A 21,445-nucleotide genomic window follows, 5' to 3' on the forward strand; every position below is an offset into this window, starting at 1 on the left:
AAGAACTCGCATAATGTGGCTTATTTTTCGGCAAGAGGAATCCAGACTAACATTTCCGATGCCCCGCGGTTTGCCCATGTCATATAGGGTATTGCTGTTGCCATCGTTTTCACTCTTTCGAATTTCGGATATTCATCGTAGGCATAACTCGGAGCATTCGAAAGGTTTTTCCCATCCAATACAGGGACTTCGAGCGCTGTAATGCCATCGAAGTCCCCGAAGGAAATCGTTTTCGGTTTTTCATCGTTTGTAATCGAAATATCTCTCACGGGAAGGCTTTTATTGTGTGCGCTTTCGAAACAATATACGATAGGACCGCGCATGAGAGAGATACAGTTTCGATTCTCTCGCATTCTTGGGTGAGCGAAAACCCGATGGACAGGCATTTCCATATGTAATTTTACTGTGTCTCCTTTTTTCCATTCTCTTCGAATTTCAAAAAAGCCGTTTCTTGAAATACGCTCTCCGTTTATCGCTAAAGTTTTGCACCATTCCGGGATGCGCAAACGGAGGGTGAATTCTTTCGATTTCATGATTTTAATCGCAACCTCTTCCCCCCATGGATAGTTCGCTTCGATTTCGAGGGAATAGTCTTCATCTCGCAAAATGCAGGGTTCGAAAAAGTTGACGAATATTCCTTCATCGTCTTTTGCGAAGAATACTCCTTGAATGGAAGCGAGGGTACGATAAATGTTGGGGGGGCAACAGGCGCAATCGTACCAGGGTTGCCTTTCGTGATTTCCGGAGGATTCGAGCGGATTTACATAAAAATATCGCGTCCCGTCCCACGAAACTCCTGCTAAGAAGCCATTGTAAAGAGCGGTCTCTAAAGCGTCCAGGCATCGGGGATGTGCGCTCATTGCGAACAATCTCCAATTGAATTGCATAGAGGCGATTGCTGCACATGTCTCCGCATAAGCGCGTAAGTTAGGAAGTTCGTGAGGCTCTCCTATCGCCTCCCCTTCGTGCCTCGCACCCACCCCCCCTGTTACATATGTTTTTCCATTTTGTAAATCTTCCCAAAGTGCTAATACCGTTTCCTTTAACGCATCTTCCCCTGTTTCTAAAAAGATATCGGTTGCGCCGGCATAAAGATACAAAGCGCGAACGGCATGTCCGACTGCCTTTTTTTGTTGCCTAAAGGGTAAATGGTCTACGAAATATTCTGTCCCCCCCGCAACATTATGTCCTCGTGCATCCAGAAACCTCTTCGCCATCGTAAGCCACTTTTCGTCTGCCGTTTCTCGATACAATTCCACCATCGCCATTTCGATAACGGGATGACCGCATGTGCCGAGCCGCCCGCTCGGACCGAAAACTTCATAAAGGTGTTGCGCAAAACGTTTCGCTATTTCTAAAAGATTCGACTTGCCCGTGGCACGATGATGCGCGACCGCCGCTTGGATCAAATGCCCAGCGCAATAGATTTCATGGTCCTTTGCAAGGTTGGAAAAACGCTTGCATTTGTTTTCTCCTGCAAAAGATGTGTTCACATAGCCATCGCTGTCTTGTGCATTTGCGATTTTTTCGATGATTTCGTCTACTTCTCTTTCTAATTTGGAATCAGGATTTAAAGCCAACGCGTAAGCCGCCGCCTCGAGCCATTTATATAAGTCGCTGTCTCGATAAACGAAACCTCGCAAAGGGGCATTGCTTTTCCCGGAAGCGATATCGAAGGCTTCGACAGAGCCGGTTTCTTTCAACATCTTGAGCCCATGCCAAATGCCTTTTTCGAATATCGCTCGCTGCCGGTTTGCTAACAATCCATTTTTCATTTCGATTTTTTCAATGGATATAGGTCGTATCTTAGAGAATGGACTTTTCGAAAAATCAGCCAACGGAATCATAGTGAATAAGATTCTATCAGGAACTTGCCGAACAGTGTTTCCGAAGCGATCTCGAGAAACTATTTCGAAAAGAGGTTCGAGCGCAGGAGCGCATATCTAAATAGTTTTTGCTTGCGACACCCTCACTTCATCAATCTGGGTTTGCTACACTTTTTGCTATGACTCTTTTCGTGGAATTTCCGGAGTTCCTTCGAGCGGTGAAGATGTTTGGAGGCGAACCCACCGCCTGCTGTCTGATGCTGAAAGCCATCCGAGATTCGGTGCACCTCACCTATGCAGACCCGAAATCGGGGGTGCACGTCTCATCCTTTTGTGTCGGAACAGAGGATGAAGTGACAGCGAAACTAAAAGCAGAGGGCTTCGAGACTATGCGGGGAATGTGGGTAAGCGAAGCGTCGTTAGAGCATCTCGCAAAACTCTCTGGTGAAACCTACGTGGCGGCAGTCGCTTATACGACAAAGGCAGGTCCGGGGCTGTGGATGGACGCCTATCCAACTCCTCCGAGTGAAGGCACTGTTCTCCGAACGATTTTCGAAGAGTTCGTCGCTGAGGGGTATCTCGGGGAAAATGAATTCGAGAGGTTCTTGGAGGAGGGAAATCCCACGGTTAGAATTTTAGGTCCTCTCGAAATCGAGAAGTTTTTGAAGCAAAAACAAACTGCGTAAAAAGCAAAAAAAGAGGGTTGCGGTGAAAGGAGAGCAAAGCCCGCAAACCCCCAAAGATGTGTGAACTCGATATTTTTATCGGTTCGGGGACATTCGTTTTTTAGAGTTCCATAAATGCTTTTTTCAAACCCTAGCAAAAACCAAGGATTTCCTCAAGTATCATCCGCATTCGTGCTTAGGCTTTTTTCTTTGCTTTCGCTTATGGCGTACTCCTTGCTTGTTTCTGCTTTTGCTCAAGTTACCGTTCCCACATGAGCAGGTTGACCTGGTGAAGGGCAGTTGCTCGGTGCGGGCAACCTCGGCAAAGAATGGACTTTTTCGACTCGGTTCGTTGACTCCGAAGAGGAAGAGGAACGTTGGGTGAATGTGCTCGAATACCGTTTCAATCACAAGTTCAGTTACGGTATCGAATACAACCCAGGGGACAAAAGTGCGAATCTCTTGCGAATCATTTGGACTCTCACCGAGGAAACAGAGCAGATACCAATGATCACAATTAGCACTTCAGAAACACGCGTAGGTTCAGTCGCTGGGGGTCATATCAACTTATCGTTTGCAAAATCCCTACCTCAATCTCCACTCGGAGGATATCTCGCAGTCCATTACGCTTTCGACCGTGGTTTCGAGTTTCCATTCGGCGTTAGTTTTCAATTGAGTCGAGAGGTTAGCCTCCTGCCTATGTATGATGGTGAAAAGTGGAATGTTCTTTTGAACTTTGTTCAGAAAGATTTTTGGGTTACAGTGGGAACGCACGGCATCAAAGAACCCGAACTGCTAATCGCCGTCGGATTTGGGTTCGGAAATGTAAAATAAAAAATCTTTGATAAATCATCGCTTCTTATCGAGCCAGCAGGAGTGTCCCATTTGTGATGCTCGATGACGCCGCTTTGGTCTTTCTCATTTTCCTCGCGGCGACCCTTTATTCTTCTGTAGGTCATGCAGGTGCTTCCGGCTACTTAGCAGCGATGGCGCTTTTCGGAGTAGCGCCGGAAACGATGAAGCCAGCTGCGCTTGTATTGAATATTTTAGTGGCTGCTATTGCCACCACGCGATTCTTAACAGCGAAAGCGTTTAGTGCACAATTGTTTATTCCGTTAGTGCTGACTTCAGCTCCGTTTGCATTTCTCGGAGGGGCATGGACGCTATCCGGACAGTGGTACAAAATTCTGGTCGCCTTTGCACTGGTAACGGCAGCATTTCGTTTGGCTCTACACTCTCGAGGGGCAGAAAAACCACTTGTTGAAGCACCTTTGTGGCAAACGCTCATCTTAGGGGCAGCGATCGGGCTGTTATCCGGTCTTACAGGAGTGGGCGGAGGAATTTATTTGACACCCGTGATTCTGTTTGCAGGCTGGGCACGTCCGAGGGAAGCGAGCGGAGTCTCAGCCGCTTTTATCCTCGTGAATTCTATAACTGGCCTTGCTGGTAGATGGCAGGCAGCACCGAGCCTTCCTCCACAAATTCCTTATTGGGCTGCCGCTGCATTATGCGGTGGACTACTTGGGTCGCATTTAGGCGTAAAGAGACTGAGCGCAATGGGTCTCCGCCGCGCTCTATCAGCGGTGCTGGTAGTAGCAGCGATAAAACTCATTTATAGTTGATCAAGGCTTGGAAAGGTCAGTGGAACTGCTCTCAAAAGAGTTGCTTATTTTTTTTGAGTCTGAATAACGTGTAAAATAGAGCGACTAAAACGCAGATGTTTTCGGAGGTTACAAATGAAAACGATTCTAATGAGCATCGCTTTAGCCCTTACGATTGGAACAGCCCCCTTCGCACAACAACAAGAATGTGATTGTTGCAAAAAGCCAACGGACGAACAAGCGAAGAATAGTTTGCAAATTAGCCCGGATAAAAAAGGTGTGCAAAAGGCGACGATAAAAGTAGATAACGGATTTTCTCCTGCGACGATTATTGTAAAGACAGGAAAACTCGTGGAGTTGACTTTCGATACTAAAAGCCGTGGGTGTGCAACGGAAGTCGTCTTTAAAACTTTGAAAATCCGAAAAGGGCTTACCGATGGTAAAAAGACTGTCGTAACATTCACTCCGAAGAATGCCGGGACATACGTTTTCGAATGTCCTATGGGGATGTACAAGGGAAAAATCGTAGCGAAATAGCCCCCCCTGTTTTAGTCTGGTCCTTCTAATTTTTTTATTAGCGAACGCGATTAATAAGCCTCAACGTAGGAATGTTGAGGCATAAATTTATGCGTTTTCCTACATCGAAGTCTGTAAAATACTGATTGTGTTCACCTCTTTTCGTTTAGCGTTCACGGCGTTAGGAGAGCATCGAATGCGTTCTCTATTGAGCGCTATCGGAATTATGGTGGGGACGACGGCGATTATGCTGCTTGTTTCCATCGCGCTCGGGGTGAAAGAAGGTGTAACAGCAGAAGTAGACGAACTGGGGACGAACCTTCTTGTAGTGATGCCTGGAATCGTCGACCCTTCGGACCCATTCAGTGGAAGTGGCACCATTGGGCTCAGCCCATTTACGAATAAAGATGTCGAAGGCTTGAAGCGAATCCCCGGTGTCAAAAAAGTGGTTCGTTGGGCATTAGTAGGTGGAGTAATTACATCGAAAAACGGAAGAACGGGCGCTTTCGCAATTGGATGCGACCCGGAATGGTTTTCGATTGCGAAACACGAATTTTCCGAAGGTGTTCCATTCGACAGCGTTCGTGGAAATGTCGCTGTTTTGGGTTCGAATCGAAGGTGGGATTTATTCAAGACCGGAAAAGCGATAGGCGAAGAAATCAGAATCAATAATTTTCCTTTCGAAGTAATAGGAGTTTTGAAGGGAGAAGATGAGCGAAATCTATTATCGGGTCCTGCATTGAGCAACATCGTCGTTTATATTCCTTTCGACGAAGTGTCCAAAATGATGAGACAAGAACAGATTCACCGAATTTTCGTGCAAACAGACCCTAGCGTCGAACCTCGATTGTTGAAAAGCGCAATCGAGAAAAGCATGCTTCACACTCAAAATGGCTCGGAGAATTTCAGCGTGCTCACACAAGACGAACTTTTGCAGGCTGTTTACAATGTGCTGAGAATCGTCACCTATCTCGTCGTCGGAATTTCTACAGTAGCCTTGGCTGTCGGAGGGTTAGGGGTGATGACCGTGATGCTTATGAATGTGAACGAACGAACACGGGAAATCGGCATCCGAAAAACTGTAGGGGCACGAAAAATAGACATTTTCACTCAGTTCTTTTGGGAAGCTGTCCTCCTAACGAGTTTAGGAGGTTTGCTCGGTTTGGCTGTAACGTATATAGGAATCACCATTCTCGAATGGCTTACCCCAATACGGGCAATTTTGACCTTAGAGACTGTAGTACTTGGTTTTGCCGTGTCTATGGGTGTCGGATGTATTTTCGGATTACTACCTGCCATCCGTGCCGCCAGCAAAGACCCCGTCGAAAGCATGCGCTATGAATGAATTTGTGGAATTTATGCCCTTTTGCGTATTCGTTGAAAAAATTTTTCAGGGTAAAATGATGTTTCGGCTTTGTATAGGACAGAGGCATTTCACGCTTGATTACCACCATTAAAACACTTTCAAAGAGCGAACTCGCGCGCGCTTACGTAGACCGGATCGTACTCGTCGGAATGGCGCGTGTTTCGACGACCCTTCGTTTAGGGGAACTGGCTACTCTCGTTGCCCCCTTCGGCATCGAGATGGAAGACCTTCAACAAATTTTAGCAACGAACCCTGAAAAATACGTTTACCATGACCGCAGATGGCTTCCAAAAGCGCGGGTTGAGAGTATTGGGCAGCCTGTAAACGAGCAGATTCGTTTGACTTTAGAGAAAGTCGAAGGGCCTATGCGTGTGGTGGACTTAGCGAGTGAACTTGCCGCGAGCCGTGGTAGGGCTAAAGAGGTTTGGGTCGAAAGGCTTCCGAAAATGCTGAATGCTGACCCTTATCTTTTTTGCACCAAAAACGGAATTGCAGGGCTGCGAAAATGGATTTTCGAAGCCTACGACGAGACCCCAGAGCAAGCACTTTATATCAATGACCTCACTTACGAGGAAGTCGAAGAGATCGACCCGTCCATTGCACGTTTGAGTTTTCACGACTTGGATTCCGCCGCAAAGAGAATCGTTGAGTTTTTGCCTATCGCTGTGAAACCTATCGGGTTTCTCGCATGGCGGAAATTAAATCCAGCAGAGCCATACGCGCCGAGACTTTACGATCCTGTAGCCCTTTTCGAAGCGCTGATTTCGCAAAGCGATGTCGTATTCGGGGCAGACGGAAAGTTGTATCCCGCAAGCACGGCCGCGAGTTGGATTCGTACAGCGATTCGAGAAGCGCACGCAATGGAACCTACCGTCGAAATCGAAGAAGCGGCTCCCCTGGAATTCGGAAAACAGGAAATCGAGGAGATGCACGAACTCATTTTCTCGAGCGATGAATCCTTCAGCGTAAGCAAGTATTTGGAAGAAAAATACGAACTCACTCCCGTCGATAGAACGTACTACGAAGACTTAGCGAATGCCGTCAACGCATTGAAAAATGCGGGAGTTGCATGGTGGGTCGGTGGAGACCGTTTTAGAAAACCGAACAGTGCGCCCGACTACATTTATTACGTTCCTGAATTTTTCGAGTTTCCGAAATACGAATTTCGCGATGAAGACGGCGAATTGATCGACATCGAACTTTCCGATGACGCGTTCAGCAGCGCTTTGAGAAAAGAGATGTCGCATCCGCTCGCAATGGATGTCTTGGATGAAGACCCACAACCGGTTTCGAAAAAACTTCCGGTCATAATTCGGCTCGTTTTGAAATCTTTACACAGAGAACTCGGTACTTTCCCCCTTTGCCAATTCCCCCCCGGCTGGCTAGAGACAGAGCCGACGATTCAGGAAATCGTTTTTGTAGACCCGCAAGGTAGAGAGTTGCCCGTTTGGCTCAATCACGAAACGCGCCTTCTTTATAATCTTTTGGATTGGTGGCTCGAGCAACCAGTGGAGAGTGGGGCAGTGTTCACGCTGACGAAAACACAGCGCCCGAATGTTTATGCGTTTCAATGGCTCGATGAAACAGACCCGCTCTTGTTCATCCCGAACGACAGGATGGAAGAACTTCGCGATTTCGCTTCGCGCTCCGCGGATTTGTCCACCTACGAGATCATCATGGAAATTTTGAGCAAACATCCCAAAGGAGCGCATTACTTGACGATCCTTGCAGAAACGAATGTCGTTCGTCGTGTGACACGTAGGCTGGTTGCCTCGATACTCACCGGATATCATTGCTTCTATCAACGTCCCGGTTCGCCGGTATGGCACTTCGATGCGAAGAAAGCAGCGCAAGGGTTCGATAAAACGAAACGGAAATTCATCAGGAAGTAGGAAAGAAATATGCCGAATATCAAATCGATGGTCAAAGACCTCAAGCGCAATGCAAAACGACGCTTGAGAAATCAGAGCACGAAATCAGCGTTGAAAACCTACGTCAAAAAAGCGCGCGAAGCGATAGGCTCTCCGGAAGGAGAGGCGCTCCTTCGAGAGGCGTGCAGGATGCTGGATAAAGCGGCGGAACGGGGGATTATTCACAAAAACCAAGCCGCGCGCAGGAAATCTCGTCTAATGCAAGCCTTCAACCGCTCACAGTCGAACGCTTGATTTCTGTTTGGACAAATCTTTAAGATTCGGCAGTTTTTTAGATTGTTGTGTTCCGGAGGCTTTTTAATTATTTAAAATTTGGATAATTTTATTTAAATTTGGATAATTTTTCGTGGGGGGGGTGAATCGAGTGCGATTGTACTCGCAAAACAACACGCACCGGAATCTATTCTAATATGCTTTTTATGCGCCAGGGAAACGTTTCCCGCAGTATATTCTGGACTTCAGGTTCCAGCCCCTGAAAGATCTCCCGGGCAACATCCTCGCTGGCATTAGCGATTCCCAACACGCACCTTCCGATTTTTCCCACATCCTGCTCTTCCTTCAGTTTCTCTATCACCACAGGAACTAGTTTGAGGGCAACTTTCTTGCTGGCACGGGCGATTCTCTCCAGGCACCATCCGATATTTCCCACATCCTTCTCTTCCTTCAGTTTCTTTATCAGCCCCTGCCGGTCAAACTTCGGGTTTTCCACAATCTTCCGGGCAACATCCTTGCTGGCACGGGCGATTCCCTCCACGCACCATCTGATTTTTTCCACATCCTTCTCTTCCTTCAGTTTCTTTATCAGCCCCTGCCAGTCAAAGTTCGGGTCTTCCACAATCTTCCGGGCAACATCCTCGCTGGCGAGGGCGATTCCCTCCACGCACCATCCGATTTTTCCCACATCCTTGTCCTTATTCAGTTTCTTTATCAGCCCCTGCCAGTCAAACTTCGGCTCTTCCACAATCTTCCAGGCAACCTCTATGCTGGCTTCGGCGATTCCCTCCACGCACCTTCCGATTTTTCCCACATCCTTCTCTTCCTTCAGTTTCTCTATCACCACAGGAACTAGTTTGAGGGCAACTTTCTTGCTGGCATTAGCGATTTCCTCCACGCACCATCTGATTTTTCCCACATCCTTCTCTTCCTTCAGTTTCTTTATCAGCCCCTGCCAGTCAAACTTCGGGTTTTCCACAATCTTCCGGGCAACCTCTATGCTGGCATTGGCGATTCCCCACACGCACCATCCGATATTTCCAACATCCATCTCCCCACGAATTGCCTCAAGAATTTTGTCCAGATTCTCCTTCTTCCCGGCGAGAGAACGAATCAGCGATTTACCTTCTCCTGTCCACGAGGGAAGCTTTGCGATGAGTTCGCAGGCGTTCTTCGGACAGTTCCGTAAATACAGATGGAAGAGGGCATCCTCCCAGGGTGTATTTTGTAAGTCTTGCGCATGAGTTAGGATGGCATTACGAATTTGCTTGACCGGTTGTCTGAGCCGGGATGAGGTTTGGGCTTCCAGGAAAAGGTTTGCGACAGCCGAATGGTGAAGGCTCACTCTTCCGCCCCCTCCAGAGAGGATGCGGGATTCCAAAAGGATATCCAGGGTTTCTCTATTCAGTCCAAGGGTATCGGTTAAAAAGTATTGAGCCACAGGAATTTCGAAGCGATAGAAAGCGGCGAGGGCCAGCAGGATTAAAACGGCTTGCTCTTTATTCACTCTCTCGCGGTCAGCGGGAACCATATCGCGGTAGAATCCTTCGTCCGGTCCATCGGGGTACAGCCATCTTGCCACCGTTTCGCAAACTTCCTTCCTTGCCATCGTTTCCTTCTTTTTGTAGGTTTCCAGGGCCCAGGTGAGAAGAAGGAGATTTTGGTCGTATCCTTCTTGCTGGATAAGCGCTTTTTCTCTTTCTTCAATCTCTTTTTCCAGGACTTTTTCCTCAAAAAGTTTAACGATTGAGTCTGCCGCATCCACCGCTTGGAGTTGAATGACTCGTTTTCCTTCTGAAAGGAATGCTTTTAGGGGGCTTGTGTGGATGGTATCCTTCTCCATTTCCCAGGAGGGCTCCAATGGGCGAGAGGCAAGGAGGATTTTACATTTTAATGGCGGAGTACCGAGTAACTTTTCTGCAAATTCTCTATCTAAATGAGCGTCGTCCACCAGGAGGATGGCTTCTTCAGGCAATTGTTGGATTGCTGAAAATTTGGGGCGCTCTGGCTCCTTCAAACGGATAAAATAGACTTCTGCTTTTTCTTCGATAAGTTGGTATCCGATAGAGTGGAGGAGAACGGATTTGCCGGAGGCGGGGTCGCCTGTGAGTCCCACTCGCCGCTCTGTCTTAAGGAGGTCTAAAATTTTCCCGACCTCCTCACGCATGACCACATACCCCGCCTCAAAATCCACAGCCATCGGTCCAATGAGACGATAAAACTCTGGCGTTTGATAAACCCTCTTCTGAAAGTCTAAGATGCTGGAAACGGTATAGGGTGCCCATTCTGGAGAGCGGGGACATTGAGCCTTAAATTCTCTCTCGTGTTCCTTGATGTATATAATCGCGTTCCTCAGAGCCTCATCTGGACTTTCTCGGTCTAACGGAATAGGCTCTTGCCCATACCTAAACCCTGTTATTTTGACGCCATTTTCTAAAATGTATATCACCGGAATTCTTGATTTGTCGGCGTAGCCAATCTCCTGATTTACAAACGCACTTTTAGAAGCCTTTTCCGTGTAAAGAACGAGGAGGCAGAAACTTTCATCCAGTTTCTGCCTTATTTTCTCGCTGATGTTTTTTTCATACTCAGGTTCTCTCTCTGCTACATAGAGGGGAACCTTATGCTCTTGAGAGAGTTCTTCCAGTTTTTCTATTAACGGATTATCTGGATTCTTCCTGTTTCTGACATCCCCAGCATGACTCAGAAAAACCAGATTTCTCATCTCAAATCCGTTCGAGGTTTATTTTACTATTTAGAATAACCCAACAAGGCACTCGCCATGAGGTCTGCCTCCGTATGCCGGAATAGGTCTCTTCAAACGGAGAGGTTCGCGCGAAACTTCTCCCCTTTGAGAGATACCTGCTTTAGAACTGAAGACCTTTAAAACTACATTTGAAAAACTTATCCCAGACCCATCGGAGGAAGGATCACTCGCAACGCGACGACCGTCACGATCCATCCGGCGATGTCGAAAAGGAATCCTGAGCGCATCATCTCCCGCGCGGGAACTAAACCCGAGGAATAAACGATTGCATTTGGGGGGGTACTGATTGGGAGCATGAAACCGAAACTCGCGCCGATCGCCGCTCCCAACGCTGGAGGAATCGGACTCATGCCTGCTCCTTGTGCTACTCCGATAGACATCGGAACGATCGCCGCTGCGGCTGAGGTGTTGCTCGCAAGTTCGCTCAAAAGAATCGCCAGCGCGGTGGTCATCGCAGTGAGAACCCAAACACTTTCGATTCCGAAAAGTCGTGTGATCGTTTTTCCTAAAGTCTCTGCGAGCCCTGTCTCGTGCATCGCATTTCCCAAAGCGATACCCCCCGCGAAAAGAAGAATCGTTCCCCAATCTATTGACGCCCCTTGCTTCCAGGAAAGAGTCCTTTTCGATTCGGTGTCTTTCGCAGGAAGCAGGAACAAAAGCATCGCCCCGATAAGACTCGCCACCGAGGGGGGGATATGTTTTTGAGACCATTTTGCGAATAAAGACTCCTGACCCAAAATCATCGCGGAAGTGTCGGGTAAAAGCCAAAGAAAAAGCGTGATCAAAAACGCGATAAGGGCGTTTCGTTCGCTCGTCGAAAGAGGTCCCATCTTTTCGAGATCTTCTTTGGCGACGTTCGATGCGTTTTCGGTGCTCGGTGCGTTTTGTCCGTACAAGAAACTCAACACGAGCCAGGAGAGGACAAGCATCACGATGTTGATGGGCATGGCAAAGGCAACCCACTGCAAAAATGTGATATCCACGCCTGCGACATTTTTGATGTGATCGTGTGCAATCAAATTCGGCGGTGTCCCGACGATGACCCCCACAGCAACCGACGAACTCCAAGTGAGAACGAGCATCATGCCGATAGCGTATTTCGAATCTTGCGCACCTCGCCCTAACGCACCGAGCAGACTCAAACCGATGGGAAGCATCATCGCTGTGACGGCGGTGTTGCTCACGAAAAGGCTAATGGAACAAGTGATTACCGCTACCGTGAACAAGAGTCTTTTCGGAGTTCTCGACGCCCATGGATAACGAAGAAGCAAATAGGCGATCCGTCTGTCAAGGGCGGATATATGCAATCCCTTAGCCAAAAGAAAACTTCCGATGAACAGCAAAATCGTGGGTTCGCCAAAAGCGCTGAAGACTTTCTTTTCATCGGAAACACCGAACAGGACGAGCAGTGTCGCTCCGAGAAGCGCAGTTACTGCGAGGGGGAGAGCCTCCGTAATCCAAAGGATAATCACCGCGGAAAAAATGCTCGCCGTAATTTGTTGTGGATATTCCAGGTCACGACATAGAAAAAAAACTAATAAGAACAAAACCACCGCGAGGGACATCCCGATCGCGGAAACGCTTATTCGCCGCATTGAATGTAGTCTATCCTCATTTTCCCTTTTACGAATGCAACTCCAAGGGGCAAGGCTATGGCTTGTGAATAACGAACGCTATTTCTCTCTACTGAGCATCTCCAAGAGTTAGCTTTATATGGGTCGAGCTGCCGATGTAAGGATACACACATTTCCCGAAGGCATAACAATAAACCCTTAAAAAGGTAATCCCGGCATTACGCCGGGACTTCGATTACCTACGGCTGAATCTCCTTTTGGGAGCCGCCTTGTTTCAGAGATTCAGCCAGACTGCCATAGGGTTATAAAATAATACCACAAATTGAATCTTTTGTCAAGGGGGTTTTCCCAATGAAAGAAAAAGTACTCGGAATTGACGTCGGGTCGAACTCCATAGGCTGGGCACTCATCGCAACCGATTACCAAAGCCAGGATTACCAACTCCTGCAGGGGGGCATTTGCGCCTTCCTCTCCGCAGAAGAACGGGGGGAAGCCAAAAATAAGGATAGGCGTGACAAGCGTCTCGCCCGAAGGCAAACTTACCGCAGGGTCACCCGCAGGGAAATCCTGTGCCGGACCCTCGTCCACGCAGGGCTTTTGCCGGTAAACGAACGGGAACGACGAGAACTCCTCAAAGACGGAGAGGATCGCAACTCCTATGCTCTCCGCACCCGTGCCCTAAACGAGAAACTCAACCCCTACGAAATCGGACGAATCCTCATGCATCTTGTCCGACGACGAGGGTTCTTGAGCAGTAGAAAGCAAAACCTCGGAGAACTCGCTCGCGACCCGGAAATCCAAAAAATCATAGAGCGGTTAGAGGAAGAAGAGGCCGAGCTTTCCCTCACCACGCCCCAAAAACGCAAGCGAGAAAAACAACAAGCCACCCAGACCGATGCCCAAAGTCGGGAAGAAGAAGACGAAAGCACAACCCTCCGCAAAGGGAAAGAGCTCCAAAAAGAAATGGAAGAGGCAGGCGCCCGTACGCTCGGGGAGTATTTCTATCAACTCCTCCAACAAGGAAAACCCATACGACGGCGAACCACTCTCCGAAGCATGTACGAGGACGAATTTGACGCCATCTGGCAAAAACAACAAGAGTACTACCCCAACCTCCTCACCCAGGAACTCAAAGAACGAGTGCGGTACATCCTCTTCTTCCAGCGCCCCCTTAAGCTGGACCCTGATAGGCTCGGCCAATGCTCCTACGAACCAGAAGAACACCGCGCCTATCTTGCCCTGCCAACGATCCAAAGATGGAGGATCTGGCAAGACCTCAATAACCTAACCCACCGCCAAAAAGACCTCCACGACGAAACACCCCTCACTTATGAACAAAAAAGCCTCCTCTTTGAAGCTCTGGAACACAACCAGAAACTCACCTGGGCGCAAGTCCGCAAACTCCTGAGTATTCCAAGAGACCGCATCTTCAATCTGGAAGAAGAAAAAGGAAAAAAGGGAAAGGAACTCACAGGGAACATCACCTCCATCGCCCTTCGGAAAGCCCTCGGCGAAAAGTGGGATAACCTACCGCCAGAAAAGCAAGATGAACTGGTGCAATTACTCGTCACCGAACAAAGACGAAGGGTCCTTTATGAAACTCTTCAGACCCCTGAATGGGGCTTTACCAAAGAAGAAGCCATCAAAGCCATCTCTACCCCCCTGAAATCGGGAACTGCCTCCGTCTCCCTCACCGTCGCCCGTAAAACCCTTCCCCACTTGAAGGCGAAAGAATACTGCCCAAGAACCGTACAGCCAGACGGTTCTGAAAAGGGATGTGACCGCGAAGGACACCTCTGGCACCACGCCCTGGAACTCGCAGGATACACCTTCAGGGAAGAATCCCCCACTACTGGAGTCGACAAACTCCCCCTCCCACCCGAGGTCCGAAACCCCGTCGTCCAGAAGGCGCTCTTCCAACTCAGAAAAGTCGTCAATGCCATCGTCAAGGAATACGGGAAACCCAATCGCATTCGCATAGAATTCGCCCGAGACCTCCAGACCAGCCAGGCAAAACGAGAACGCATCATCAGGGAACAACAAGAAAACGAAAGGAAAAACAGGGAAGCCAGGGAGAAACTGATAAAGGAATTCGGGATATCCCGCCCCTCCCGTGACGACGTTATCAAACTCCGCCTCTGGGAAGAATACCCTTACTGCCCTTATACTGGTACGTTCATCTCACAGGATATGCTCTTCAGCGAACAAGTGGACGTGGAGCACATCCTCCCCTTCAGCCGAACCCTGGACAACTCCTATATGAACAAAACCCTCTGCCTCGCAGAGGAAAACCGAAACGTGAAACACAACAAAACCCCTTACGAGGCATACGGAAGCGATGAGGAACGCTGGAAGAGAATCCTTAAGAACATTGAGAACCTTCCAAAGCCAAAACAACAACGCTTCAAAATGACCGAACTCCCCGAGGAGTTCTACCACCGCCAACTCAACGACACCCGCTACATCGCCAAAGCCTCAAGAGAATATCTCAAACAACTCGGGGTCCCCGTGGAGCCCACTAAAGGAAGCGTCACCGCCATCCTCAGGGACGCCTGGGGGCTCAATGCCCTTCTAAGGGATGTGGTGAAAGAAGACCTTGGGGAAATCCCCTCCCAAGAAGGGGAAACCGAAACCCTCAATACAGAAGAGGAAACCGAAGGCGAAACCCTAACTCCAGACACCCCGACCAAACTCCGGGATGACCACCGACACCACTTCGTGGACGCCTTCGTCGTGGCCCTCACCTCCCCTGCCCTTATCAAACGAATCTCCGACCATGCCCGCACGTCCGACATCCCGGGAAAAAGGGCACCCTACAAAGGTGCCGCCTCTATACCCCAGAAACTGCGGGAGGAGCTTCGCCAGACACTCAAAAAGATCGTAGTCGCCCACGCCCCAAGACGCAAAATTGAGGGCGCCTTCCACGACGAAACGGCCTACGGAATGAGGGACCAAACAGGAAAAAGAACCCACGCCTACCAGGACACAAAAGAAGGGCAAGACGTAAAATACGTCGTCCGAAAACCTGTGGACGGGCTCACTCCGCCCGAAATCGCCCGAATCATAGATGGCGGAATCCGCGAACGCATCATCCAACGAATCCTGCAACTCGTTCCAGAAGGCGAAAAAGAAAGCGTCCGGTCTGCCATAGAAAAGTATCAAAAAGAAGGGAGACCTAAAATTCCCCAGAACACTAAAAAAGCGATAGAAGAAGCCATCAAAAAACTCAAACCCCCAACTCCCCACGACCCAGAAACCGCCAACCTCGGCGTCATAGACCACACCGGAAAATACATCCGGCGTGTCCGCGTGGAAGCCCGAATCCAGGAGCCCAAAACCCTGCCCGTCAAGGATGCGCAAGGAAGAGTGTACAAGGTCTACTTCATCACAGGGCAATACCACCACGTGGAAATCTTTGAATGCACCGAAGACCACGAAGACCCCATATCCAAAGAGAAATGGGAAAAAGGCGACCGAAGGGGATACTTCGTATCCCAACTGGAAGCCGCCGAACGCGCCCGAAGACTCAAAGAACCCCTCGTGAAAAGAACACCCCCGAAGGATTGGGGACCCCACTGGAAATTCGTGATGAGCCTCCACAAAAACGATATGGTGGAACTCAACAAACCAAACAGAAAAGGCATCTTCCGGGTGCAACAATTTGACGTGGGGAACGAAAACATAATGCTTCGCCTCCACACGTCCGCCAACACCAAAGACAATCGCACCCGGGAGTTCCTGCGAATCTCCCAGAGCCACTTCGCCCGAAAAATCTCCGTAGACCCCATAGGGAGGATCCATCCCGCCGGTGATTAGCCGAATCGTGGAAGTCTCCATCCCGGGATTCCTTTCCCTCAAGGACCGCCAACTCGTGGTGGAAAAAGACGGAGAGGTGAAAGGCACCATCCCCATTGAAGACCTCGGCGTCCTCATCCTGGACCACCCAGCCCTGGTGTACACTCACCAACTCTTCCAGCACCTCGCAGAACACAACGTCGCTGTGGTCCTCTGCGACGCCAAACATATGCCCACCTCCCTCCTCCTCAACTACGTGACCCATCACGAGCACACCAAAGTCCTCCGAAGTCAGATCTCCTGCTCGCCCCACAAAAAGACCTCCCTGTGGAGGCAAATCGTCCAGGCAAAAATAGAGCGCCAGAGCAGGGTACTCCAGAAGGAGAAAAAACGCTCTCCCAAATTAGAGGGACTGGCTCAAAAGGTTACCCAGAGCCAAACCGACCTCATAGAAGCCCGCGCCGCTCATATCTATTTCCACCTCCTCTTCGGAAAGGACTTTGACCGTGACCCCAAAGCGCCCGGAATCAACAGCCTCCTCAATTATGGCTACGCCATTATCCGCGCCGCCATCGCCCGCGCTATCGTCGGAACGGGAATGCACCCCGCTCTCGGCATCCATCACCGAAACCCCTACAATCCTTTCTGCCTGGCGGATGACCTTATGGAGCCCCTGCGTCCCCTCGTGGACCAAACCGTGTATCGCCTCGCCAAATCCCTCCCGGAAATCAATGACCTGACGCCCGCCCTCAAGCGGGAAATTCTCAGCATCACCACGAGCGACCTGCTCTTGAAAAAGAGAAAACTGCCCTTTATGACCGCTATCCCCCTTTACGTGGCAGGCGTCAAGCAATACCTGTGCGAAAACGCCAGGAAAGTGGAGATACCCCTATGGTGATTTTTGGAGGTCTTCGGTCTATGTGGCTTCTCGTGATGTTTGACCTGCCTGTAATGGATAGGGAGCAACAGCGAAACGCGAACCGCTTCCGGGCAAAGCTTATGGATGATGGCTACCGCCGCCTCCAGTACAGCGTTTATGCTCGCCCGTGCCCCTCTATGGAGAACACGAAGATGCACGCCGAACGCCTGAAGGAATGGATTCCCCCGGAGGGCGAGGTGAGAACCCTCATCGTCACGGATAAGCAGTTCGCCCGGATGCAGGTGTTCTACGGGGGCAAAAGGAAGCCCACCGAGAAACCCCCTCCCCAACTCCTGCTTTTCACGGAGGAGGAGCCACCCGAGGAAGGGTGAAAGGAGAATATTTCCGCTTTACCCCCCCTTGCCTCCCGATTTTTGAAGAAAATCAGGGGGGTAAAGCCAAAATATCGGTGCTTAAAATAAATACAAAGCGCGCTTTTCAGCGCGCTTTGTAATTATACCCGATGGCAGTCTGACCGCAATCCCCAACGGGATGGGTGCCGTCCGAAACTGGTATCGCAATTATACCCGATGGCAGTCTGACCGCAATCCCCAACCGAATTCTTCCACTCCCTCATTGAGTTCGTAATTATACCCGATGGCAGTCTGACCGCAATCCCCAACTGCAATAGGATGCTGTCGCTTTCGGATTGGAATTATACCCGATGGCAGTCTGACCGCAATCCCCAACCACGGATGGACTGCTCAGCAAGCAGTCAAAATTATACCCGATGGCAGTCTGACCGCAATCCCCAACGGCCGCAGCCGAAAGGCATGAGGCTGAGTAATTATACCCGATGGCAGTCTGACCGCAATCCCCAACCACGATGCTCAACGACGTCTACGTTTACACAATTATACCCGATGGCAGTCTGACCGCAATCCCCAACTTGAAAACACAGTGCCGTCCATGTCGAATAATTATACCCGATGGCAGTCTGACCGCAATCCCCAACCTTGAGTTGTGGGTGTGCCATAAACAACCGAATTATACCCGATGGCAGTCTGACCGCAATCCCCAACCATGAGCGTCGCCGGTCGCCCTCTCTGGCGAATTATACCCGATGGCAGTCTGACCGCAATCCCCAACCGGAATTGTCTCTTATCTTTTCCCCACTGAATTATACCCGATGGCAGTCTGACCGCAATCCCCAACCTTCCGCTGGCGTTGGCTCGTAGCCAGCGAATTATACCCGATGGCAGTCTGACCGCAATCCCCAACAAGCGAGGACGAATGCCACTGCCGTCTGTCGATTATACCCGATGGCAGTCTGACCGCAATCCCCAACTATGTCGTCAACTTCCGCATAGCGCATAAGATTATACCCGATGGCAGTCTGACCGCAATCCCCAACCCAGAGATGGAGCAGTGAGAAGTTCGCATTATACCCGATGGCAGTCTGACCGCAATCCCCAACGAGAGACAAGGGTGGTTCTACGAAGAAGAGATTATACCCTATGGCAGTCTGACCCCAATCCCCAACAAATTCCAGACGATTGTTTTTCAGCGTTAATCTTATTCGACCAATTTATGAATATTTGACTTTATTTTCTGCAAGAACTGCAAAAATGAATCGGTTTCATTTTTAATGTATTTTTCAATTTCGTCGTATAGCTTGTTTTCATAATAATTTTTTATTACCTTCCCGTCTTGTGCTTTATCGGTAAAATTAGTTAATTTTGCTCCAACGAAATTTCCATTATTCAAAAGAACAACAATCGGTTTTAGATCGAGATAAGGTCGCTTATAATGTAAGTCTTTACTACTTAAGCATTTACCTAAGTATTTATTAAATTTTGATATAAGAAACTCCCATTCAAAATCTAGATTATATCCAACCGGCACAAAATCCCAGACATTCAAGCCATCTGCAAAAAACTTGTTGAAAAATTCGGTTACTATCTGCTTTTCAGACGATTCCCACTCTTTTAATATCACTAAATTTTCTCTAGGTTTGCCAGTCCTTAAATCAACTCTTTGGAACTGTATTGTAATAATTTTATCAGTCACTGGATTAGGTTTGTCTCCTGGTGAATAGGTTTCGATATCAAAGTAATATTCCGCCATTTTATTACCTCTATTTTTTTTATACCCTGCCCACTCGTAAACGAGAAATCTTTGTGGGTCTTTGTCTATATCGAGTTCATCAATAGGCATATTATACCCTATGGCAGTCTGACCGCAATCCCCAAAATCTAAGCACGATTTTTCCACTCCAAGGTCTAAAGCCCCCCCTTAGACTCCGGCTTTAAAAAAACGTCTTCAGCAGTTATGATTCCAAGTAGTTTCTCGCTTGGCTTTCCTGAGTGAGTCACTAATAATACAAACAAAGGCGCAGACGAAACTCTATACCTTTCAAGGAAGCGATCTCTAATCGCTTCCAGTTCTAAACCGCGGGGGATGAACTGGTAGATCCCCTCCTCCTCCTTCACATACCCGACTTCCGACACTTTTGCATCCAAATCCACGAGATGTTCATCCGTCTTCTCGCTCAACCAATTGATGATTGAAGATTCAGTAACTAAACCAATCACCCTTTCAGATTGATCCACTATGGGAATTTGAGAATAATCGTGCTCTCCCATCACCTTTATGATTTCTCTGATGGGATGACTCAATTTCCTTTTCTCCACGTTACGGGTCATAATGTCCTCCGCTGTGTATCTCTTGGCAAAAACCTCTATTATCTCCCTCAATTGCGACATACATCCCTCTGTAGGAACTACCTCTAAATCTTGATTAGAATGGACAATCAAGTTACGGATATTTATGATCCGATCAAGCTTCTTTTTATATTTCTTTACAAGCCGATCTCCCGAGCCTTCTAACTCTTTCACCAAAGACTTCAGGCCTTTATTACTTTTTTCTATTTCAAGCATTTCACCTCTCTCTTCAAGAAGGGACTCCAATTTTCCAAAGTCCCTGATAAACTCTCCCGAAAGATCTCGACCCTCCATCTTATCTCGCACCTATCTTCGCATCATCCCTGCGTATGGTACCGACGGGATTCCCCCTATTGCAATCTGTGCTTATAGGGAAGCAGTCTACCCATGCCAGTATGACTGCAATCCCCAACATCCCAGCTCCCAATACCCAGCATCAGCAGCGGTTCGTGGCACCGTCCGCTGCATGCCGTTTTTAGCTATCTTCGAGCGGCAGGTTAGATACGCTCGTCGTTTCTACTGGCAGGGGCAGCAGGATTCGAACCCGCGACCTGCGGTTTTGGAGACCGCCGCTCTAACCAGACTGAGCTATGCCCCTGCGGCCCTCGTCGAGGTTACCCGATACATCTATCTCGCGATGAGAGGCAGGACATGTGCCGAATCGCTCTCGCAAAGCTATCGAACAAATTTTTCGTACACAGAAAATCCCTGTCTATACGCCACAACGAGCTACTTTTTTATAGCACGAGTGAACCACTCGATCGCAATAGTAAAATATTCACCCTTCGATGTCTTAATATCTGCCCCTTGATCTGAAGGACAAACCACGCCTGAAACAGCGCGCACGGGAGAACGAATCTCTTGGAATCGAACCAAAATTGAAATCGAACTGAAAAATACACGAAGGAATTGAACGAAAAATACACGAAGGATCGAATTGAAAAATACGCGAACCGAAACCTTTTTGCATCCACTTATACCGTTGCCTTGTTTATATTGGAATCGAACACAAAAATACACGAAACGAAACTTTTTCGGGTACCGGTTCCCCTTGCGCGAGCAGGGGGAACCTTAAGGAGGGGGTCTCGTAGTAATCGAAGAATCCAATGTTCGACAGTGTTGCTGAATTATTTATCTAAATGGCATTGAATTATTTTTTCGATAGCAAGAATGAATCACCCCCTCCTCGAAGGTTCCCCCTGCGCGGCGTAGTCTGGAGGCAGACCCTGTCTGGGAGTGCGCGCAAGGGGAACCGATTTTTTTTAAGAATCAGCTATGAATCCAGCTACGAATCTGCTACGAATCAGCTAAGAATCAGCTAAGAATCAGCTAAGAATCAACTATGAGTCACCCTAAGAAATCAACCTTAAGAATCAACCAAGAATTAATAAAGAATCAATCTGACTTGCATGTATGGGGAACTGATTTATACAAGATCCGTTGAAATCGAAACAAAGAATCGATCATAACCGGTTCCCCTTGCATTAGCAGGGGGAACCTTACGGAGGGGGTCCATTTCAAAAAGGCAATAGTAAACCATTTTTCGAAAATGCGATTGTAAATTTACTTTCGAATAATCGGTAGTGAAAGTTTTTCGATAGCAATTGAA

Annotated in this window: 15 protein-coding genes, 1 tRNA gene and 1 CRISPR repeat array; of the genes, 10 read left to right on the plus strand and 6 right to left on the minus strand. The window is 48.6% G+C overall.

Translation table 11 applies throughout. The annotated features are described in order from the left end of the window. Positions 1-20 precede the first annotated feature (20 nt). Complete coding sequence (locus VNK96_06550) at positions 21-1,775, minus strand: beta-L-arabinofuranosidase domain-containing protein (GenBank protein HWP31366.1); 1,755 nt, start codon at positions 1,773-1,775, stop codon at positions 21-23. A gap of 230 nt (positions 1,776-2,005) precedes the next feature. Between VNK96_06550 and VNK96_06555 the strand changes: the two genes are divergently transcribed. The 7 genes from VNK96_06555 (at position 2,006) to rpsT (ending at position 8,139) form a co-directional block, all read left to right on the plus strand. Continuing rightward, the gene (locus tag VNK96_06555; protein ID HWP31367.1) at positions 2,006-2,512 is read left to right on the plus strand and encodes a hypothetical protein; all 507 of its coding nucleotides are present in this window, start codon (positions 2,006-2,008) and stop codon (positions 2,510-2,512) included. Between the two features lie 279 nt (positions 2,513-2,791). Then, positions 2,792-3,325, plus strand: coding sequence for a hypothetical protein (locus VNK96_06560; GenBank protein ID HWP31368.1), 534 nt, complete (start codon positions 2,792-2,794; stop codon positions 3,323-3,325). A 56-nt stretch (positions 3,326-3,381) separates the two neighbouring features. Further along, positions 3,382-4,113, plus strand: a complete 732-nt coding sequence (locus VNK96_06565) for a sulfite exporter TauE/SafE family protein (GenBank protein HWP31369.1) — start codon at positions 3,382-3,384, stop codon at positions 4,111-4,113. A 114-nt stretch (positions 4,114-4,227) separates the two neighbouring features. After that, positions 4,228-4,629 carry a cupredoxin domain-containing protein gene (locus VNK96_06570; protein ID HWP31370.1) on the plus strand — a complete coding sequence of 134 codons (402 nt, stop codon included), beginning with the start codon at positions 4,228-4,230 and terminating at the stop codon, positions 4,627-4,629. A 127-nt stretch (positions 4,630-4,756) separates the two neighbouring features. Beyond that, positions 4,757-5,953 carry an ABC transporter permease gene (locus VNK96_06575; protein HWP31371.1) on the plus strand — a complete coding sequence of 399 codons (1,197 nt, stop codon included), beginning with the start codon at positions 4,757-4,759 and terminating at the stop codon, positions 5,951-5,953. A 95-nt stretch (positions 5,954-6,048) separates the two neighbouring features. Continuing rightward, positions 6,049-7,866: a hypothetical protein gene (locus VNK96_06580; protein HWP31372.1), complete on the plus strand. Its 1,818-nt coding sequence runs from the start codon at positions 6,049-6,051 to the stop codon at positions 7,864-7,866. A 9-nt stretch (positions 7,867-7,875) separates the two neighbouring features. Continuing rightward, positions 7,876-8,139, plus strand: coding sequence for a 30S ribosomal protein S20 (rpsT, locus tag VNK96_06585; GenBank protein HWP31373.1), 264 nt, complete (start codon positions 7,876-7,878; stop codon positions 8,137-8,139). A 166-nt stretch (positions 8,140-8,305) separates the two neighbouring features. Here rpsT and VNK96_06590 read toward each other — a convergent pair whose 3' ends face one another. Continuing rightward, the gene (locus VNK96_06590) at positions 8,306-10,843 is read right to left on the minus strand and encodes a TIR and AAA domain-containing protein (protein ID HWP31374.1); all 2,538 of its coding nucleotides are present in this window, start codon (positions 10,841-10,843) and stop codon (positions 8,306-8,308) included. A gap of 179 nt (positions 10,844-11,022) precedes the next feature. Further along, entirely contained in the window at positions 11,023-12,480 is a 1,458-nt protein-coding gene (locus VNK96_06595) for a DASS family sodium-coupled anion symporter (GenBank protein ID HWP31375.1), read from the minus strand. 330 nt (positions 12,481-12,810) lie between these two features. Here VNK96_06595 and cas9 point away from each other — a divergent pair, with 330 nt between their 5' ends. The 3 genes from cas9 to cas2 are packed head-to-tail and all read left to right on the plus strand — an operon-like array spanning position 12,811 to position 17,505. Beyond that, entirely contained in the window at positions 12,811-16,275 is a 3,465-nt protein-coding gene (gene cas9 / locus VNK96_06600) for a type II CRISPR RNA-guided endonuclease Cas9 (protein HWP31376.1), read from the plus strand. After that, on the plus strand, positions 16,268-17,152 hold the full coding sequence (gene cas1 / locus VNK96_06605) for a type II CRISPR-associated endonuclease Cas1 (GenBank protein ID HWP31377.1): 885 nt from the start codon (positions 16,268-16,270) through the stop codon (positions 17,150-17,152). The genes cas9 and cas1 overlap by 8 nt, the downstream gene beginning before the upstream one ends. A 20-nt stretch (positions 17,153-17,172) precedes the next feature. After that, complete coding sequence (gene cas2, locus VNK96_06610; GenBank protein ID HWP31378.1) at positions 17,173-17,505, plus strand: CRISPR-associated endonuclease Cas2; 333 nt, start codon at positions 17,173-17,175, stop codon at positions 17,503-17,505. Between the two features lie 120 nt (positions 17,506-17,625). Beyond that, positions 17,626-18,656: direct repeats of the CRISPR family, unit length 37 nt; unit sequence AATTATACCCGATGGCAGTCTGACCGCAATCCCCAAC. A gap of 32 nt (positions 18,657-18,688) precedes the next feature. Here the strand turns inward: cas2 and VNK96_06615 are convergent. The 3 genes from VNK96_06615 to VNK96_06625 all read right to left on the minus strand — a co-directional run bounded on the left by VNK96_06615 (position 18,689) and on the right by VNK96_06625 (position 20,434). Beyond that, positions 18,689-19,387, minus strand: coding sequence for a hypothetical protein (locus tag VNK96_06615; protein ID HWP31379.1), 699 nt, complete (start codon positions 19,385-19,387; stop codon positions 18,689-18,691). Positions 19,388-19,395: 8 nt separating this feature from the next. Continuing rightward, the gene (locus VNK96_06620; GenBank protein HWP31380.1) at positions 19,396-20,130 is read right to left on the minus strand and encodes a CBS domain-containing protein; all 735 of its coding nucleotides are present in this window, start codon (positions 20,128-20,130) and stop codon (positions 19,396-19,398) included. A 226-nt stretch (positions 20,131-20,356) separates the two neighbouring features. Beyond that, positions 20,357-20,434: transfer RNA gene (locus VNK96_06625), tRNA-Trp, on the minus strand. Between the last annotated feature and the right edge of the window lie 1,011 nt (positions 20,435-21,445).

This window comes from Fimbriimonadales bacterium, assembly GCA_035559795.1.
Taxonomy (GTDB): Bacteria; Armatimonadota; Fimbriimonadia; order Fimbriimonadales; family ATM1; genus DATMAR01.

Excerpts from the sequence above, each read along its gene's own strand:
- VNK96_06550 (HWP31366.1), bottom strand. The coding sequence starts at position 1,775 with ATGAAAAATGGATTGTTAGCAAACCGGCAGCGAGCGATATTCGAAAAA.
- VNK96_06555 (HWP31367.1), top strand. The coding sequence starts at position 2,006 with ATGACTCTTTTCGTGGAATTTCCGGAGTTCCTTCGAGCGGTGAAGATG.
- VNK96_06565 (HWP31369.1), top strand. The coding sequence starts at position 3,382 with ATGCTCGATGACGCCGCTTTGGTCTTTCTCATTTTCCTCGCGGCGACC.
- VNK96_06570 (HWP31370.1), top strand. The coding sequence starts at position 4,228 with ATGAAAACGATTCTAATGAGCATCGCTTTAGCCCTTACGATTGGAACA.
- rpsT (HWP31373.1), top strand. The coding sequence starts at position 7,876 with ATGCCGAATATCAAATCGATGGTCAAAGACCTCAAGCGCAATGCAAAA.
- VNK96_06590 (HWP31374.1), bottom strand. The coding sequence starts at position 10,843 with ATGAGAAATCTGGTTTTTCTGAGTCATGCTGGGGATGTCAGAAACAGG.
- VNK96_06595 (HWP31375.1), bottom strand. The coding sequence starts at position 12,480 with ATGCGGCGAATAAGCGTTTCCGCGATCGGGATGTCCCTCGCGGTGGTT.
- cas9 (HWP31376.1), top strand. The coding sequence starts at position 12,811 with ATGAAAGAAAAAGTACTCGGAATTGACGTCGGGTCGAACTCCATAGGC.
- cas2 (HWP31378.1), top strand. The coding sequence starts at position 17,173 with ATGTGGCTTCTCGTGATGTTTGACCTGCCTGTAATGGATAGGGAGCAA.
- VNK96_06620 (HWP31380.1), bottom strand. The coding sequence starts at position 20,130 with ATGGAGGGTCGAGATCTTTCGGGAGAGTTTATCAGGGACTTTGGAAAA.